The organism is Salmonella sp. SAL04202 (genome assembly GCF_046550775.1).
GTDB lineage: Bacteria > Pseudomonadota > Gammaproteobacteria > Enterobacterales > Enterobacteriaceae > Salmonella > Salmonella enterica.
Window position 1 is genome coordinate 246,024 of the sequence record NZ_JBGDXK010000002.1, and the last position, 16,729, is coordinate 262,752.

The window sequence follows — 16,729 nt, forward strand, 5'->3', positions numbered from 1 at the left end:
ATTATAAGGATATGAAATGCAGCGAATTTTATTACAGCTAATACTGGTAATAATATCTGGTTTTTGGTGTATTGCGCTACAATGCGCTGAAGTAAGAACGGATATAGAATATAATTCTCAAATTATTTCACAGTTTGATAGCCTTGGTGCACTGACTGGCGATCCTACACTCGATACCATCCATACCCCATTACCAACAAACATTCATATCCTTTCATCGTGCACTAAGTCAGGTGGAGGCGATGGGGGTGGTTGTGCTACTCAAGGTACAATTCCCTATGGTCTTGAATCCACCCTTGAGTTTGATCCATCAACTTCTTTCATCAATACAACTGCTGTCGATAACGGTATCACTTATAGTTTTACTGGTGAAGCGGTAAAAGCGACGGCACATGCCGACTGTACGGGTAATCAGGCAACTAACAGCGCAATTTGTGTATGGGATAAATCATTTTCACTTCCCCTCACCTTACTTACCAAACAGAATGGAATAACAATTAACCAGCAAAATCTTACAGTTTCGGTAATACCCGGAGGAGGAAATAATGACACTAATCAATATTCATCCCTTTCCGGCCATATTATTATTGATGAATCGGTAAGCAGTTACGCTAGTTATGAACCGGAAACATCGGGCATTGAGAATCTGAAATTCAAATGGACTGTAACAGTGACAGAAGATACCGAGGGTGATTTCGGTATATGGAACGGATCACTTGTACTTAATGGCTCTCCAGCGTCCACCCTACATCGTTATTTTCCTCCAGAAATATTAGATGCTTCATTTTCTGAAAATACGATAGTGCACAGTACAGAAGTCGCCATGACTGGCGCAAAAAATAATGTCGAGCTAGCCTCTGTATATCTCTACCATGGCAATACGCCATGCGACGATACATCCTTGTGTAACTACAGTCTTAATAAGACGTCAGTTGCTCTTGTATGTCACGATCTGAATGCGCAGCTTGCCTTTAGCAGCACTTGTAATGCTTCAGACACAACACATTGCCTGAACGGCAAAGTAGGTACGATAAATGGTACCTGGGGGAAAGTCAGCATTGATACAACTTGTGCAATCACCGTTTTGATACCCTACGAATAAACACAGGAAAAATGATGACCATAAGCAAAAGAATCATAATTTCATTTATTCTATTTATGTGCTTCACCAACAATACATTTGGATCTGGATACGTTAAGATCAATGCCGAATTGAATAATATGGCAGGCAGAGGGGCAGGTACAGCTGATTTAAATAGTGACCTACGGGTTAGAACATCATTATTACCAGAGAATATTGAGATGTTATGTACTGGTGGAAAACTACGTGGCAGCCAGGTAACGTGCGCCCCTGGGCTATGGGTCGATATTGAATCAACGATAACAATGGATTCCAGTATAAGAATGATCATTGGCAGCACTTCTTTCACACTTCCCAATATGACTGAAACCCGCCGGGCCCGCTGTACATCACATGATAATTCCACACTTGATTGTGTCTGGACCAGCAATATCGATACACAATTAAATATATCACCACTATACGATGCACCAATAATCAAACAAGATTTAAAATTGCATATCGAACCATCTTCATATGATTACGCACAATCGCAATATATTGATGGGGAAATAACTTACAACACCAAAAAACATCAAGTATCCTATGACGCTTATAGTATAACAGATTACGGCTTTACAGACCATAATATAAAAACGGAAATTTCGATTATTGACGCCAATTTTGGGACCAGCATTACCACCATTAATGATAAAATGTCATTTTATAGTGACAGCGTACAAATTATCGCTTCAATCGATCCTGAAAATTTAGCTGCTTCTTTTGATAAATACTCAGAAGTAACCTCAATAAATAAAGAATTTAGTGGACCAAAAACCAATGAGCTCATTGCAAATATTTTTTTAAGACATGGAAATATGCCCTGTGATGTCTATGAATCAGATTCAATTTGTGCACAAATAATAGATAATGCAACAGTATCAATAGCATGTGATGATAAAAACATGCAGATTGAGGCTATTCCCTGTGATCAAAACAATACTGAATGTGCCCGTTCACAGATGGTAGAACTTCGTGGTACCTGGGGACGAGTCAACATTGACACCGATTGTGCGGTAACCGTATTACTGCCATACGAATAGAAATTTGAACAAAACCGATTTTCATGGAACCATACCAGATATCTGGTAAGCAGATAGCTACCAGATATCTTTATAAAACATCAAGCCGTAGCCCCCGATTATCTCCCTACATCCCGAATAATATCTGATAGATGATTAATATATCGATCGGCCTGTATTTCGCCAAAATGCTGCCAGCCGTAATGCCAGATATTTTCCAGATCTTCACTGGCCTTTGGCGTTAATTTTACCGTTCTCATCGGGTTTGATCATCCCTGTTTTGACCTTCCGTAAAAAGGCATCCTTTGCCCAGGCCTGCGGCTCTCCGCTGTTCAGACCTTCAGCCAGAAGTTCACGTAACGCCTGGAGTCGTGACTCGGCCTGTTTTTCCCTCAGCAGACGAAGAGACTCTCTGATCACTTCACTTTGTGTTCTGTAATCACCTGATTCTATGAGCGATTCAATAATCTCGCGCAATTCATCGCCAGGATCAACGGTCATTGTTCTGGCCATAACAGCCTCCACTGTAAGTATAAATCTTACATAAGAGTACACCGGAAATGAAATGTACGTCGAAAACATACCCCATATCTCATGCTTATGGGGTTGGCTAATGCGGCTTTGCTGAACGAGTAGCAAAGCCGCTACATTATTACTGTCTGGGGTTTACCCCCCGTGCAGTCGCCGTGCATCAATCACATCCGGCACCTGGTTCAGCTTACCGAGCACGCGGCCCAGCACCTGCAGGTTGTAGATCTCGATGGTCATATCAATGGTGGCGATCTGCTGTTTAATGTCGCTGCGGCTGGCGACGCCCAGCACGTTGACTTTTTCGTTAGCCAGAATGGTGGTGATATCGCGTAGCAAGCCGCTGCGATCGTTGGCCTGGACGCGCACCACCAGCGAATATCCCGCCGAGTAGCTTTCGCCCCATACCGCCTCTACGATCCGCTCCGGCGCATGGGAGCGCAGTTCCGCCAGCTGTTCGCAGTCGGCCCGGTGCACGGAAATCCCTCGCCCCTGAGTAATGAAGCCGACAATTTCATCCCCCGGAATCGGCTGGCAGCAGCGGGCAATGTGGTGCATCAAATTACCCACGCCTTCTACCACCACGCGCCCGTCGTCTTTACGACGATTTTGCGGCGCGTATGTTTTTTGCTGAAGCTGTTTCAGCGCCGCTGCATCCTGCTCCTCTGCACTCGGCTTATTGAACTGCGATTGCAGGAAATTCACCATCTGATTAAGACGGATATCGCCGCCGCCTATCGCCGCCAGCAACTCTTCCAGCTCATTAAAGTTGTAGCGCGGCAGCAGATGTTTCTCGGCCTCTTTCAGGCTAATCCCCAAATGCGCCAGCTCATCGTCGAGGATCTGCCGTCCAGCCAGGATATTTTTGTCACGGTCCTGTTTACGGAACCAGGCGTGAATTTTCGAGCGTCCGCGGCTGGTCGTCACATAGCCCAGGTTTGGATTCAGCCAGTCGCGGCTGGGATTCGGCTGCTTCTGAGTGATAATTTCAACCTGATCGCCCATCTGCAACTGATAGGTGAATGGCACAATACGCCCACCAATTTTCGCGCCGATGCAGCGGTGCCCGACATCGCTGTGGATGTGGTAAGCAAAATCGAGTGGCGTAGATCCGGCAGGCAAGTCAACCACGTCGCCTTTGGGCGTAAAAACGTAGACCCGATCGTCAAACACCTGGCTGCGCACTTCATCCAGCATTTCGCCGGAGTCGGCCATCTCTTCCTGCCAGGCGATCAGCTTACGCAGCCACGCAATTCTGTCTTCATGACCGGAGCGCACGCCGCCGGACGCGGCGCCTTCTTTATACTTCCAGTGCGCCGCCACGCCCAGTTCGGCGTCTTCATGCATCTGTTTGGTACGGATCTGGATCTCAACGGTTTTACCGCCCGGCCCCAGGACCACGGTGTGGATAGACTGGTAACCGTTCGGTTTGGGGTTAGCGACATAATCATCGAATTCATCCGGCAGGTGACGATAGTGCGTATGCACTATCCCCAACGCGGCGTAGCAGTCCTGCAGACGTTCAGCGACAATACGCACGGCGCGCACGTCAAAGAGTTCATCAAACGCCAGATGCTTTTTCTGCATTTTGCGCCAGATGCTATAAATATGTTTTGGTCGTCCGTAGACTTCCGCCTGCACGCCTTCGTTTTTCATTTCGGCGCGCAGATGTCCAACAAACTCTTCGATGTAATGTTCGCGATCGAGACGGCGCTCATGCAGCAGTTTGGCGATGCGTTTGTATTCCGCCGGATGCAGGTAGCGGAAACAGTAGTCTTCCAGTTCCCACTTCAGTTGCCCGATGCCCAGACGATTAGCGAGCGGCGCATAGATGTTGGTACATTCTTTCGCCGCCAGCACGCGCTCATCTTCCGGCGCCTCTTTCACTTCGCGCAAATGAGCGATTCGCTCGGCCAGTTTGATGACCACGCAGCGGAAATCATCCACCATCGCCAATAACATTCGACGGACGTTATCAACCTGCTCCGAAGAAACAGAGTCGTTATGAGTGGCGTTTAGCTGACGGATCGCCGCCATATCGCGCACGCCATGAATCAGGGTAACGATAGATTTGCCAACGCTTTCGCGCAGTACATCTTCGCTGACTACGTTGGCGTCGGCCAGAGGGAACAGTAGCGCCGCCCGCAGCGTGTCGATATCCATACTCAGCGTGGAAAGAATTTCTACCATCTCCACGCCACGCCACAGCAACAGATCCGCATCCGGATGTCCTTGTGTCTGTTGCAGGCAATACGCCCAGGTTTCGGCTAAGCGCTCACACGACTGCTGGCTGGAAATTCCCAGGCTTGCGATCCACTTCTTCGGATCAAATTCACCAGCTTTATTAATATGTGCACTTCTTACCGCGACCATCGTCCTCTCCTTAAGGGACCAGGCCTACCGAAGTCGGTAAGCCGGTAATCATTACATGCGCTCGAACAGAACCATTGATTCCAGATGTCCTGTGTGCGGGAACATGTCGAGCATCGCTAAACGCGTAACCTCATATCCCGCATTGATTAGCGCTTCACTATCGCGCGCCAGCGTCGCCGGGTTACAGGATACATAAACAATGCGAATAGGTTTTAATTTTATAATATGTCGCATCACTCCTGTAGCCCCCGCACGCGCAGGATCGAGTAAGACTTTGTCAAAGCCGTTTTTCGCCCACGGCTGCTTCGTGACATCTTCCTCCAGGTTCTCATGGAAGAATGTCACATTATGTAAACCATTGCGGATGGCGTTTTCACGGCCTTTTTCTACCAGCGCCGGAACGCCCTCAACCCCAATCACGCTTGCCGCGCGCGTTGCCAGCGGCAGCGTAAAATTCCCCATTCCGCAGAACAGATCCAGGACACGATCCTCGGCGCACACATCAAGCCACTCCAGCGCGCGGGCGACCATTTGCTGGTTTACCGCCTCATTAACCTGAATAAAGTCTCGCGGACTGAAGGCTAAACGTAAGCCGTGCGAATCATACCAGGGCGCTTCGCCAGATACCGTTTCCAGTATCTCGCTAAACGGCGCCAGAAACAGAGACAATCCCTCAGAATGCGAAAAGCGTTCCAGTTTTTCTTTATCCGCCGCACTTAATGGCGCGGTATGGCGCAGAATCATCAGCGTACCGCTTCCCGCCTGTACCAGCTCAACATGCCCAAGATGTCGGGTGTCGTGTAAACTCGCCAGACACGCCCTGATTCTGGGCAGCAATGCTGCAAGCTGGGGTGCCAAAACAGGGCACTGTTCGACATTGACGATATCGCTGGAACCCGCTTTGCGAAATCCCATTTGCAGCGGTTTATCCGGCGGGCAATTCAGACTTAACCGCGCACGACGCCGATAACCCCAGGGCGCGCCGGCGATGATGTCATTCACCTCGTGTTTCATCAAACGCGCCAGCGCCGCGCTTTTGCTGCGTTGTTGCAGGGCGATGCTGACATGCTGTTGCTGACAACCGCCGCAGACGCCAAAATGCGGGCAGCGCGGCGTTTCTCGTTCCGGGCTATCATTCAAACGGCGCGAAACGCGTGCGCGGGCAAATTGCTTTTTATCTTCTGTAATAATGACTTCTGCGCTTTCCTCAGGCAATAAACCGGGGATAAACAGCGCCTTTCCGTTATGACGGGCTACGCCCTGACCAAATGAATCGAGGTCATTGACTTTAACGGTTATGATCTGACGCGTCGTCACGCGCCGTTTTGCAGAGTAGAATTGCGCCATCGACCAGCTTTTTCTCAATTTAACAGTGTGACCCTAATTGTCCCATAACGGAACTCCATGACCAACTACAGCCTGCGCGCACGCATGATGATTCTGATCCTGGCCCCGACCGTCCTGATAGGTTTGCTGCTCAGTATCTTTTTTGTAGTGCACCGCTATAACGACCTGCAGCGTCAACTGGAAGATGCCGGCGCCAGTATTATTGAACCGCTCGCCGTCTCCAGCGAATATGGTATGAACTTACAAAACCGGGAGTCTATCGGCCAACTTATCAGCGTCCTGCACCGCAGACACTCTGATATTGTGCGGGCGATTTCCGTTTATGACGATCATAACCGCCTGTTTGTAACGTCTAATTTCCATCTGGACCCCTCACAGATGCAGCTTCCCGCCGGAGCGCCGTTTCCACGTCGTCTGAGCGTCGATCGCCACGGCGATATTATGATTCTGCGCACCCCGATTATCTCGGAGAGCTATTCGCCGGACGAGTCAGCGATTGCCGACGCGAAAAATACCAAAAATATGCTGGGGTATGTGGCGCTTGAACTGGATCTCAAGTCGGTCAGGCTACAGCAATACAAAGAGATTTTTATCTCCAGCGTGATGATGCTTTTTTGTATTGGCATTGCGCTGATCTTTGGCTGGCGGCTTATGCGCGATGTCACCGGGCCTATCCGTAACATGGTGAATACCGTTGACCGCATTCGCCGCGGACAACTGGATAGCCGTGTGGAAGGATTTATGCTGGGCGAGCTGGACATGCTGAAAAACGGCATTAATTCCATGGCGATGTCGCTTGCCGCCTATCACGAAGAGATGCAGCATAATATCGATCAGGCCACTTCAGACCTGCGTGAAACCCTTGAGCAGATGGAAATCCAAAACGTTGAGCTGGATCTGGCGAAAAAGCGCGCTCAGGAAGCGGCGCGTATTAAGTCGGAGTTCCTGGCGAACATGTCGCACGAACTGCGAACGCCGCTGAACGGCGTCATTGGCTTTACCCGCCTGACATTAAAAACGGAGCTGAATCCCACCCAGCGCGACCATCTGAACACCATTGAGCGTTCTGCGAATAATCTGCTGGCGATCATTAATGACGTGCTCGACTTCTCCAAGCTGGAAGCCGGTAAGCTCATTCTGGAAAGTATCCCTTTTCCACTGCGTAATACGCTGGATGAAGTGGTTACGCTGCTGGCCCACTCGTCGCATGATAAAGGGCTGGAGTTGACGTTAAATATTAAAAACGACGTCCCGGATAATGTGATTGGCGACCCGCTGCGCCTGCAGCAGGTCATTACTAATCTGGTGGGTAATGCCATTAAGTTCACCGAGAGTGGCAATATCGACATTCTGGTAGAAAAGCGGGCGCTCAGTAACACCAAAGTACAGATTGAAGTGCAGATCCGCGATACGGGGATCGGCATTCCGGAACGCGACCAGTCGCGACTGTTTCAGGCGTTTCGCCAGGCCGATGCCAGTATTTCTCGCCGTCACGGCGGCACCGGGCTTGGGCTGGTGATTACGCAAAAGCTGGTCAACGAAATGGGCGGGGATATCTCTTTCCACAGCCAGCCTAATCGCGGCTCGACCTTCTGGTTTCATATTAATCTTGATCTTAACCCAAATGTTATTATTGACGGGCCGTCGACCGCGTGCCTGGCCGGGAAACGGCTGGCTTATGTCGAACCGAATGCTACCGCCGCGCAATGTACCCTGGATCTACTGAGCGACACGCCGGTGGAAGTGGTTTACAGCCCGACCTTCTCCGCGCTGCCGTTAGCACACTACGATATTATGATTTTGAGCGTTCCGGTGACCTTCCGCGAGCCGCTCACCATGCAGCATGAACGTCTGGCGAAAGCGGCGTCAATGACGGACTTTCTACTGCTGGCGCTACCTTGCCATGCGCAAATTAACGCCGAAAAGCTGAAACAAGGAGGCGCGGCGGCCTGTCTGTTAAAACCATTGACGTCAACGCGCCTGTTGCCAGCGCTGACGGAATATTGCCAGTTGAATCACCATCCTGAACCGCTGCTAATGGATACCAGTAAAATCACCATGACGGTTATGGCGGTTGATGACAATCCCGCCAATCTGAAGCTTATCGGCGCGTTACTGGAAGATAAAGTCCAGCACGTAGAACTTTGTGATAGCGGACATCAGGCGGTGGATCGGGCGAAACAAATGCAGTTTGATCTGATTTTGATGGATATTCAGATGCCGGATATGGACGGCATACGCGCCTGCGAGTTAATTCACCAGCTTCCTCATCAGCAGCAAACACCGGTTATTGCCGTTACGGCACATGCGATGGCCGGGCAAAAAGAGAAGTTGCTCAGCGCGGGCATGAACGACTATCTGGCTAAACCGATAGAAGAAGAGAAGTTGCATAATCTGTTGCTGCGCTATAAACCTGGCGCCAACGTAGCAGCGCGCCTGCTGGCGCCGGAACCGGCTGAGTTTATCTTCAATCCGAATGCAACGCTCGACTGGCAGCTTGCGCTCCGCCAGGCTGCCGGTAAGCCCGATCTGGCACGGGATATGCTGCAAATGCTGATTGATTTTCTGCCGGAAGTGCGCAACAAAATTGAAGAACAACTGGTGGGAGAAAATCCCAACGGTCTGGTCGATCTGGTCCATAAGCTACACGGGAGCTGCGGCTATAGCGGCGTACCGCGGATGAAGAACCTTTGCCAGCTTATTGAGCAACAGCTTCGCAGCGGCGTCCACGAAGAGGAGCTGGAGCCTGAGTTTCTGGAGCTGCTGGATGAGATGGATAATGTCGCGCGTGAAGCGAAGAAGATATTAGGCTGATATTCGCCGGATGGCGGCGTGACCGCCTTATCCGGCCTACAACTCAGCGTAACTGTTGCCCCGCTTTCAGCGTTGCAGCCACGTTGCGCGCGGTCATTCGTACGTTTTCACTCGCATTCTTCAGAGCGTCCTCCAGCGTGCAGATGGTATAAATCACGCTGAAAACGGCATCAAGCCCATGTTCATGAACCACGCCAACGTCCGCCGTCAGGCTACCCGCAATACCAATTACCGGCTTGTTATACCGTTTGGCGATGTTTGCCACGCCAATAGGGACTTTACCGTGAATGGTCTGACTGTCGATGCGTCCCTCGCCGGTGATGACTAAATCAGCATCCGCAAGACACGCTTCCAGATGAAGCGCATCGGTGACAATCTCAATGCCACGCCGTAGCTGCGCGCCGCAAAACGCGTATAACGCCGCCCCCATGCCGCCTGCCGCGCCGCCGCCTGCCAGATCCAACACATCGACATGCAGATCGCGGGCAATCAAATGCGCATAGCGAGTCAATGCCGTATCCAGGCGTTCAATCATTTCCGGCGTCGCCCCTTTTTGCGGACCAAAAACCGCAGACGCGCCCTCTTTGCCGGTAAGGGGATTCGTGACATCGCAGGCGACCTCTATATGGCACGCCGACAAACGCTTATCCAGGCCGCTGATATCAATGCTGGCGAGTGTTTCCAGCCCAATGCCGCCTTGCGCAATATCATTGCCCTGCGCATCCCGTAGCCTGGCCCCCAGCGCCTGCACCATCCCCGCGCCGCCATCGTTGGTGGCGCTACCGCCGATACCAATAATGATATGCTCAACGCCCGCATCCAGCGCATGACGGATCAGCTCGCCGGTTCCCCATGATGTGGTCTTCAACGGATCGCGTTGCGCGGGCGGCACCTGCTCCAGCCCGCTGGCGGCCGCCATTTCAATGAACGCGGAACGCGCATCGCCGGAAAGCCCATAAAACGCATTGACGCGATGCCCCAACGGCCCGGTGACCTCAACATGCACGATTCGACCCACCGTCGCTTCAACCATCGCTTCGACAGTACCTTCTCCGCCATCAGCCAGCGGTAATTTCAGGTAATCGGCGTCAGGCCAGATCTCGCGAAATCCTTGTTCAATGGCGGTCGCTACCTCAAGAGCACTCAAACTTTCCTTATACGAGTCTGGTGCGATCACTATTTTCATAAGTCGTCCTTACGCATGTTGATCCTGTTAAGCATACACCCAGAGAAGAACCGGTTCCTTACGGAACCGGCTCTGACTTAACGCACCATGCAAGGACGCTTATTATCAAACGTCCAGCCAGGAATTAAGTACTGCATTCCCATCGCGTCGTCACGCGCGCCTAAGCCATGTTTTTGATAGAGCTCATGCGCTTTCATCACCTGATCCATATCGAGCTCAACGCCCAGACCCGGTTTGGTCGGTACTTGCACCATGCCGCCTTTAATTTCAAACGGTTCTTTAGTCAGACGTTGGTTGCCTTCCTGCCAGATCCAGTGGGTGTCGATCGCGGTGATCTTGCCCGGCGCCGCCGCGGCAACATGGGTAAACATCGCCAACGAAATATCAAAGTGGTTGTTAGAGTGCGATCCCCAGGTCAGACCGAACTCATGACACATTTGCGCCACGCGTACAGAGCCTTGCATAGTCCAGAAGTGCGGGTCCGCCAGTGGGATATCTACAGATTGCAGCGACAGCGTATGCCCCATTTGACGCCAGTCGGTCGCTATCATATTGGTGGCCGTCGGTAATCCGGTCGCGCGACGGAATTCCGCCATCACTTCACGTCCGGAAAAACCCTGCTCCGCGCCGCACGGATCTTCTGCATAGGCCAGAGAACCTTTCAGGTATTTACCAATGCTGATCGCTTCGTTCAGCGACCAGGCACCGTTTGGATCGAGCGTGACGCGCGCTTGTGGGAAACGTTTCGCCAGCGCCACGATTGACTCGGCCTCTTCTTCGCCCGCCAGCACGCCGCCTTTCAGTTTGAAGTCGTTGAAGCCGTATTTTTCATAGGCGGCTTCCGCCAGACGCACTACCGTTTCCGGCGTCATCGCCTCTTCATGGCGCAAACGATACCAGTCGCATTGCTCATCCGGCTGGCTCTGATACGGCAGCGGCGTAGCCTTGCGATTGCCGACAAAGAACAGATAACCCAGCATTTCGACTTCGCTGCGCTGCTGACCGTCGCCTAACAGCGAAGCGACGTTGACGCCCAGGTGTTGGCCCAAAAGGTCAAGCATTGCCGCTTCAATGCCAGTCACCACATGGATAGTGGTACGGAGATCGAACGTTTGTAAACCGCGTCCGCCCGCATCGCGATCGGCAAACTGGTTGCGAACGGCGGTCAGGACATTTTTATATTCACCCAACGTTTTTCCCACCACCAGTGGGATCGCATCTTCCAGCGTTTTGCGAATTTTTTCGCCGCCCGGAATCTCGCCAACCCCAGTATGGCCGGAGTTATCTTTAATAATGACGATGTTGCGCGTGAAGAACGGGGCGTGCGCGCCGCTCAGGTTCATCAGCATACTGTCATGACCCGCAACCGGGATAACCTGCATTTCAGTCACTACAGGTGTCGTAAATTGAGTACTCATAACTGTGTCCTTATTCAGAATTAGTGACGACCAAAAACAGGGCGTTTGCGGTCAAAAGTCCAGCCGGGGATCAGGTATTGCATCGGGCCTGCATCATTACGCGCGCCGCCTGGCAGCTTTTTATACGCGTCATGCGCTTTTCGCACCTGTTCCCAGTCAAGCTCCACGCCCAGTCCTGGCGCATCCGGAACGGCAATTTTGCCGTTTTTAATTTCCAGCGGATTTTTAGTCAGGCGGCAATCGCCCTCCTGCCAGATCCAGTGCGTATCAATAGCGGTGGGTTTGCCTGGCGCCGCCGCACCGACATGGGTAAACATCGCCAGTGAAATATCAAAATGGTTATTCGAATGGCAGCCCCAGGTTAGCCCCCAGTCATCGCACAGTTGCGCCACGCGAACGGCGCCGGTGAGGGTCCAGAAATGCGGGTCGGCAAGAGGAATATCTACCGCGTTGAGCATCACCGCGTGTCCCATTTCACGCCAGTTGGTGGCAATCATATTGGTCGCCACCGGCAGTCCTGTCGCGCGGCGGAACTCCGCCATGACTTCACGACCAGAGAATCCTTGCTCCGCGCCGCACGGATCTTCCGCGTAGGTCAGTACATCTTTCAGCCCTTTGCACAACGCAATGGCTTCATCCAGTAGCCAGGCGCCGTTCGGATCCACGGTAATACGCGCGTCCGGGAAGCGTTTTTTTAGCGCGCGAACGGTATCAATCTCTTGTTCGCCCGGCAGCACGCCGCCCTTGAGTTTAAAATCTTTAAAGCCGTAGCGATCCTGAGACGCTTCCGCCAGCCGCACGACCGCGTCGCTGTTCAGCGCTTCCTGATGACGCAGGCGATACCATTCGTGACTGCCCGGCGTGCTTTCCAGATACGGCAGATCGGTTTTAGTACGATCGCCAATATAGAAGAGATAGCCTAACACGGTGACGGCATCGCGCTGTTTACCGGGCCCTAACAGTTCACAGACCGGCACATTAAGCGCCTGCCCCAGTAGATCAAGCAGCGCCGCTTCCAAAGCTGCCACCGCGTTAACCCGCAGTTCAAACGTCCATGCGCCTTTACCAAAGGTGTCAAAATCAGCAGCCTGGTTGCCTTTATGCACCTGCTGCACCACTTTGTTCAGGCGGGCGACTTCCTGGCCTAATACCATCGGAATAGCATCGACCAGCGTCTGATAAATCACTTCTCCGCCCGGCGCCTCGCCGACGCCAGTATGCCCGGCGTTATCGGTGAGGACGACGATGTTACGGGTGAAGTACGCGTTATGCGCGCCGCCGATGTTGAGTAGCATACTGTCATGTCCGGCAACCGGAATGACCTTCATGTCCGTAATAACGGGACTGGATTGCGTTGTCATGATAATTGTCCTGCGACAGGTTTCAGTTCAATACGCTTAATATCACCTACCAGCACCAGATAGCTGATGATGGCCACCAGAGCATGTACGCCGACATAGATCAACGCGCCGTTGAAGGAGCCGGTGGTGCCAACGATGTAACCAATCGCGATTGGCGTCACAATACCGGAGATATTGCCGAACATATTAAACAAGCCGCCGGAAAGACCGCTGATCTCTTTCGGCGCGGTATCCGCCATTACTGCCCAGCCCAACGCGCCGATACCTTTACCGAAGAAGGCCAACGCCATAAAGCCGATGATCATCCATTCCACGTTCACATAGTTACAGAACACCATAACCATTGACAGCAACATTCCCAGCACAATCGGCGTCTTGCGCGCGATATTCAGGGAGCCAGTACGACGCATCAGCCAGTCGGAAATGATGCCGCCCAACACGCCGCCGATAAAGCCGCAGACTGCAGGAACCGAGGCGACAAAGCCCGCTTTGAGAATCGACATGCCGCGCGCCTGGACCAAATAGACCGGGAACCAGGTAATAAAGAAATAGGTCAATGCGTTAATACAGTACTGACCGATGTAAACGCCAATCATCATACGAGAGCCCAGCAGCTGTTTGATCTGGCCCCATTTGACGCTAAACGGTACTTTCGCTTTGGTGTCTTTCTGATCCATATTGATCAGCGCGCCGCCTTCTGCGATGTACTCCAACTCTTTCTTATTTACGCCCGGATGGTTATTTGGTTCATGGATAACTTTCAACCAGATAAAGCTGATGATGATCCCTAACCCGCCCATAAAGAAGAAGACATGCGACCAGCCCACTTCGTGCGTCAGCCAGCCCATAATCGGCGCGAAAATAACCGTGGCAAAGTATTGCGCGGAGTTAAAGATGGCCACCGCCGTTCCCCTCTCCTGCGCCGGGAACCAGGCTGCAACAATGCGACTGTTGCCCGGGAAAGAAGGCGATTCCGCCAGACCAACCAGGAAACGAAGCGTAAAGAGGGCGACAATAATGCCGAAACCACTAAAGATATCGACAAAACCCTGCAACAGGGTGAAGACTGACCAAATGAAAATAGACCAGAAATAGACGCGTTTGGAACCAAAGCGGTCCAGCAGCCAGCCGCCCGGGATCTGCCCGATAACATAGGCCCATGAAAAAGCAGAAAAAACATAGCCCATACCTACCGGATCAAGGCCGATATCTTTGGCCATTTCTGAGCCGGCAATGGACAATGTGGCGCGGTCGCCGTAGTTGAAGGATGTGACGATAAACAGCATCACCACTATCCAGTAGCGGGCGTTCGTGCGTTTCTCCGCACTGCTCGCCGCGTGACTTAATGAACTCATTGTTGCACTCCTGAAATTTCGCGTTAGCTACGCTCACTCTGAACTGCACAACCGGTAGGGAATCAGAGATAACGTTTCCTTGTTGCAGCTTTTATTAGGTCGTTTGCTTTGCACGCTGCATGCTTTTATTCACTGGCAGGAGAAGTATAAAAAGCGCGCCACACACACTCACCGTGCAACAACACAGTATTTTGGCGATGAATTACGCCTGTTTATGGCAAAAGCCCAGGACAGTGGAAGCCACTTCACGGAAATGAAATCAGAAGGTGCCAGGCGTCGACGCAGGAGGAATAAAAAGAGAAGAATGTGAAACAGGTCGCTTGATTACATGAAAACGCCCGTAAAAAACTGCCGCTTTTGCGGGCATATGCCCAAAGCTAACACGATTCAGTTACTTTACACTGTGTACAGGTCGTGATTTTGCTTACTGGCAACGCAAGCAAACGAAAAGGTACCCTCCCGTAGGGGGGAGGGATTTACCTCAGGAAAGTAAAGTTCCCCAGTTTTCAACCCAGGGATTGGACTGGCTCTCCGGCTCCGGATGTTCGCTGGCGTCAATGAATAATATCTCCCCCACCCGCTGCGCGCTTTGCTCTTGCAACAGGGCATCAAACTGTTTACCGCCATTACAGAAATTGGGGTAGCTGCTATCACCTAGCGCAATCACCCCGTAACGCAGGTTTGGTTGAAAACCGACTGTATCTTTAATGCCGTGAAAGAGCGGCGCAATGCTATCCGGTAGATCGCCCTGCCCGGTCGTCGAGGTAACGACCAGCGCAACCTTATCCTGATATTGCTGCCAGTCGGACAGTTCAGGATCTTCAAACACGGTCGCGCTGTGGCCCTGTCTGGCGAGGATCGCTTCCGCTTCTTCCGCCACCAGCAGTGAGTTGCCATACATGGTCCCGACAAAAATACCAATTTCCGCCATTATGCGTATCTCCCTGAATTATGCCTGATGAGTCTCATCCTGCCGGGACGCCGCCGTAAACTCAACCCTTTCATTGTCAGGGAGAAGTCCACGCCAGCCAAACTGTGTCAGCGCCTGCATCCAGGTTTCATCCAACCCGGCCTGAATTATCAACGGCTGTCCGGTAAAGGGGTGCGTCAGCTCAAGCCGACTGGCATGAAGCATCAGGCGGCGACAGGCAAAATGCTCTGCGGCGCTGCGGTTTTGTCGCAAATCGCCATGCTTGCTGTCGCCGATGATAGGATGACGCAGATGCGCCAGATGACGACGAAGCTGGTGCTTGCGTCCCGTTTTTGGTTCCAGCTCAACCAGGCCATAACGCGTGGTGGGATAACGCCCGGTCGGCACCGCCATTTCGACCGTCGCCAGCCCGCGATACTGCGTTACAGCCGGCTGGGGCGCTTTATCTTCGCGGGCGAATTTATCGGCAATTTTATCGCGCTCTTCCACCAGCGGATAATCCAGTACCGCGTCATCCATCAGCCAGCCGCGCACAATGGCATGGTAGCGTTTACGGATGTGGTGCTGCTCGAACTGCTGCGCCAGACGGCGTCCCGCTTCGCTGGACAGCCCCATTAACAGTACGCCCGACGTGGGTCTGTCGAGACGGTGGGCGGTAAAAACATGCTGGCCGATTTGGTCGCGCACCGTTTGCATGACCACGACTTTTTCGTCGCGATCCAGCCAGCTCCGGTGAACAAGCCAGCCTGCGGGTTTATTCACGGCAACCAGCCACGGGTCTTGATAGAGGATCTCCAGCATCAGGATTCATCGCGGGCGAATAGCGCATCCAGATCCTGCAAAACCGCCAGGATCGCCTCCCGCTGCGGATGATCCGCCGCCAGCGCCATTTCATAATAAGGGGCGACGGCAAACGCCTCGGGCAGCGGCTGCGCATTATCAAGTAGGGTATGCATACGTGGGATCAATACCCATTGCAGCCATTCCAGCGGTTCCATGGTATCCATAAAAAATGGTTGGGTGCTGGTAAACAGGTGCGCCTGCGGCGCATCCTGCCGCCAGTGGCGATGCTCGCGCAGCAGCGTTTCAAGCGCATGTAACTGCTGACGCACACGGTCATGAGTCGTCATGTTAAAACCTCAATGATGAAAATCCGGCGCGAAGAATAACAAAAAAAAGGGAGCACTGTATAAACAGTGCTCCCGGTTCGTTTCGCAGCATTCCAGCTACTTTTCGTGCTCCCTGCTCATCCGTGACAACTTTTCCTGTGACCT

13 protein-coding genes and 1 pseudogene are annotated in these 16,729 nt (G+C 52.2%); 3 read left to right on the forward strand and 11 right to left on the reverse strand.

What is annotated here, in order from left to right; genetic code table 11:
* Positions 1–16: 16 nt before the first annotated feature.
* The gene (locus ACLJQJ_RS11465; protein WP_063809494.1) at positions 17–1,102 is read left to right on the forward strand and encodes a hypothetical protein; all 1,086 of its coding nucleotides are present in this window, start codon (positions 17–19) and stop codon (positions 1,100–1,102) included.
* 11 nt (positions 1,103–1,113) lie between these two features.
* Positions 1,114–2,163 (forward strand): hypothetical protein, encoded by a 1,050-nt coding sequence (locus ACLJQJ_RS11470; protein WP_072276138.1) that lies wholly within the window; start codon positions 1,114–1,116, stop codon positions 2,161–2,163.
* A gap of 119 nt (positions 2,164–2,282) precedes the next feature.
* On the opposite strand, the pseudogene ACLJQJ_RS11475 reads toward ACLJQJ_RS11470, so the two are convergent.
* From ACLJQJ_RS11475 to rlmD, 4 genes and pseudogenes are all read right to left on the reverse strand, one after another.
* Positions 2,283–2,402 (reverse strand): annotated as a pseudogene (locus ACLJQJ_RS11475) (type II toxin-antitoxin system RelE/ParE family toxin); the annotation flags it as partial.
* The gene (locus ACLJQJ_RS11480) at positions 2,368–2,724 is read right to left on the reverse strand and encodes a type II toxin-antitoxin system ParD family antitoxin (protein ID WP_074182166.1); all 357 of its coding nucleotides are present in this window, start codon (positions 2,722–2,724) and stop codon (positions 2,368–2,370) included. The gene ACLJQJ_RS11480 and the pseudogene ACLJQJ_RS11475, both read right to left, overlap by 35 nt.
* A gap of 84 nt (positions 2,725–2,808) precedes the next feature.
* Positions 2,809–5,043 (reverse strand): GTP diphosphokinase, encoded by a 2,235-nt coding sequence (relA, locus tag ACLJQJ_RS11485; protein ID WP_000226841.1) that lies wholly within the window; start codon positions 5,041–5,043, stop codon positions 2,809–2,811.
* A 51-nt stretch (positions 5,044–5,094) separates the two neighbouring features.
* Positions 5,095–6,390, reverse strand: a complete 1,296-nt coding sequence (gene rlmD, locus ACLJQJ_RS11490) for a 23S rRNA (uracil(1939)-C(5))-methyltransferase RlmD (protein WP_063809496.1) — start codon at positions 6,388–6,390, stop codon at positions 5,095–5,097.
* Positions 6,391–6,447: 57 nt separating this feature from the next.
* Between rlmD and barA the strand changes: the two genes are divergently transcribed.
* Positions 6,448–9,204: a two-component sensor histidine kinase BarA gene (barA, locus tag ACLJQJ_RS11495; protein WP_000186398.1), complete on the forward strand. Its 2,757-nt coding sequence runs from the start codon at positions 6,448–6,450 to the stop codon at positions 9,202–9,204.
* Positions 9,205–9,247: 43 nt separating this feature from the next.
* Here barA and ACLJQJ_RS11500 read toward each other — a convergent pair whose 3' ends face one another.
* From ACLJQJ_RS11500 to ACLJQJ_RS11530, 7 genes are all read right to left on the reverse strand, one after another.
* Entirely contained in the window at positions 9,248–10,390 is a 1,143-nt protein-coding gene (locus ACLJQJ_RS11500; RefSeq protein ID WP_023209186.1) for a glycerate kinase, read from the reverse strand.
* A gap of 77 nt (positions 10,391–10,467) precedes the next feature.
* The gene (gudD, locus tag ACLJQJ_RS11505) at positions 10,468–11,808 is read right to left on the reverse strand and encodes a glucarate dehydratase (RefSeq protein WP_000107113.1); all 1,341 of its coding nucleotides are present in this window, start codon (positions 11,806–11,808) and stop codon (positions 10,468–10,470) included.
* Positions 11,809–11,828: 20 nt separating this feature from the next.
* Positions 11,829–13,169, reverse strand: coding sequence for an enolase C-terminal domain-like protein (locus tag ACLJQJ_RS11510; RefSeq protein WP_000211801.1), 1,341 nt, complete (start codon positions 13,167–13,169; stop codon positions 11,829–11,831).
* On the reverse strand, positions 13,166–14,524 hold the full coding sequence (gene gudP / locus ACLJQJ_RS11515; RefSeq protein WP_000097015.1) for a galactarate/glucarate/glycerate transporter GudP: 1,359 nt from the start codon (positions 14,522–14,524) through the stop codon (positions 13,166–13,168). The genes ACLJQJ_RS11510 and gudP overlap by 4 nt, the downstream gene beginning before the upstream one ends.
* Before the next feature lie 481 nt (positions 14,525–15,005).
* Complete coding sequence (locus ACLJQJ_RS11520; RefSeq protein WP_000807738.1) at positions 15,006–15,455, reverse strand: flavodoxin; 450 nt, start codon at positions 15,453–15,455, stop codon at positions 15,006–15,008.
* 18 nt (positions 15,456–15,473) lie between these two features.
* Positions 15,474–16,256 (reverse strand): tRNA pseudouridine(65) synthase TruC, encoded by a 783-nt coding sequence (gene truC / locus ACLJQJ_RS11525; protein WP_000890028.1) that lies wholly within the window; start codon positions 16,254–16,256, stop codon positions 15,474–15,476.
* Complete coding sequence (locus tag ACLJQJ_RS11530; protein ID WP_000207014.1) at positions 16,256–16,585, reverse strand: YqcC family protein; 330 nt, start codon at positions 16,583–16,585, stop codon at positions 16,256–16,258. Before ACLJQJ_RS11530 ends, truC begins: the two co-directional genes overlap by 1 nt.
* Between the last annotated feature and the right edge of the window lie 144 nt (positions 16,586–16,729).

Bases quoted from the DNA above. Each gene is read 5' to 3' on its own strand.
- ACLJQJ_RS11470 (WP_072276138.1), top strand. From the start codon at position 1,114: ATGATGACCATAAGCAAAAGAATCATAATTTCATTTATTCTATTTATG.
- ACLJQJ_RS11530 (WP_000207014.1), bottom strand. From the start codon at position 16,585: ATGACGACTCATGACCGTGTGCGTCAGCAGTTACATGCGCTTGAAACG.
- ACLJQJ_RS11520 (WP_000807738.1), bottom strand. From the start codon at position 15,455: ATGGCGGAAATTGGTATTTTTGTCGGGACCATGTATGGCAACTCACTG.
- ACLJQJ_RS11465 (WP_063809494.1), top strand. From the start codon at position 17: ATGCAGCGAATTTTATTACAGCTAATACTGGTAATAATATCTGGTTTT.
- ACLJQJ_RS11480 (WP_074182166.1), bottom strand. From the start codon at position 2,724: ATGTTTTCGACGTACATTTCATTTCCGGTGTACTCTTATGTAAGATTT.
- barA (WP_000186398.1), top strand. From the start codon at position 6,448: ATGACCAACTACAGCCTGCGCGCACGCATGATGATTCTGATCCTGGCC.
- truC (WP_000890028.1), bottom strand. From the start codon at position 16,256: ATGCTGGAGATCCTCTATCAAGACCCGTGGCTGGTTGCCGTGAATAAA.
- ACLJQJ_RS11510 (WP_000211801.1), bottom strand. From the start codon at position 13,169: ATGACAACGCAATCCAGTCCCGTTATTACGGACATGAAGGTCATTCCG.
- rlmD (WP_063809496.1), bottom strand. From the start codon at position 6,390: ATGGCGCAATTCTACTCTGCAAAACGGCGCGTGACGACGCGTCAGATC.
- ACLJQJ_RS11500 (WP_023209186.1), bottom strand. From the start codon at position 10,390: ATGAAAATAGTGATCGCACCAGACTCGTATAAGGAAAGTTTGAGTGCT.
- gudD (WP_000107113.1), bottom strand. From the start codon at position 11,808: ATGAGTACTCAATTTACGACACCTGTAGTGACTGAAATGCAGGTTATC.
- relA (WP_000226841.1), bottom strand. From the start codon at position 5,043: ATGGTCGCGGTAAGAAGTGCACATATTAATAAAGCTGGTGAATTTGAT.
- gudP (WP_000097015.1), bottom strand. From the start codon at position 14,524: ATGAGTTCATTAAGTCACGCGGCGAGCAGTGCGGAGAAACGCACGAAC.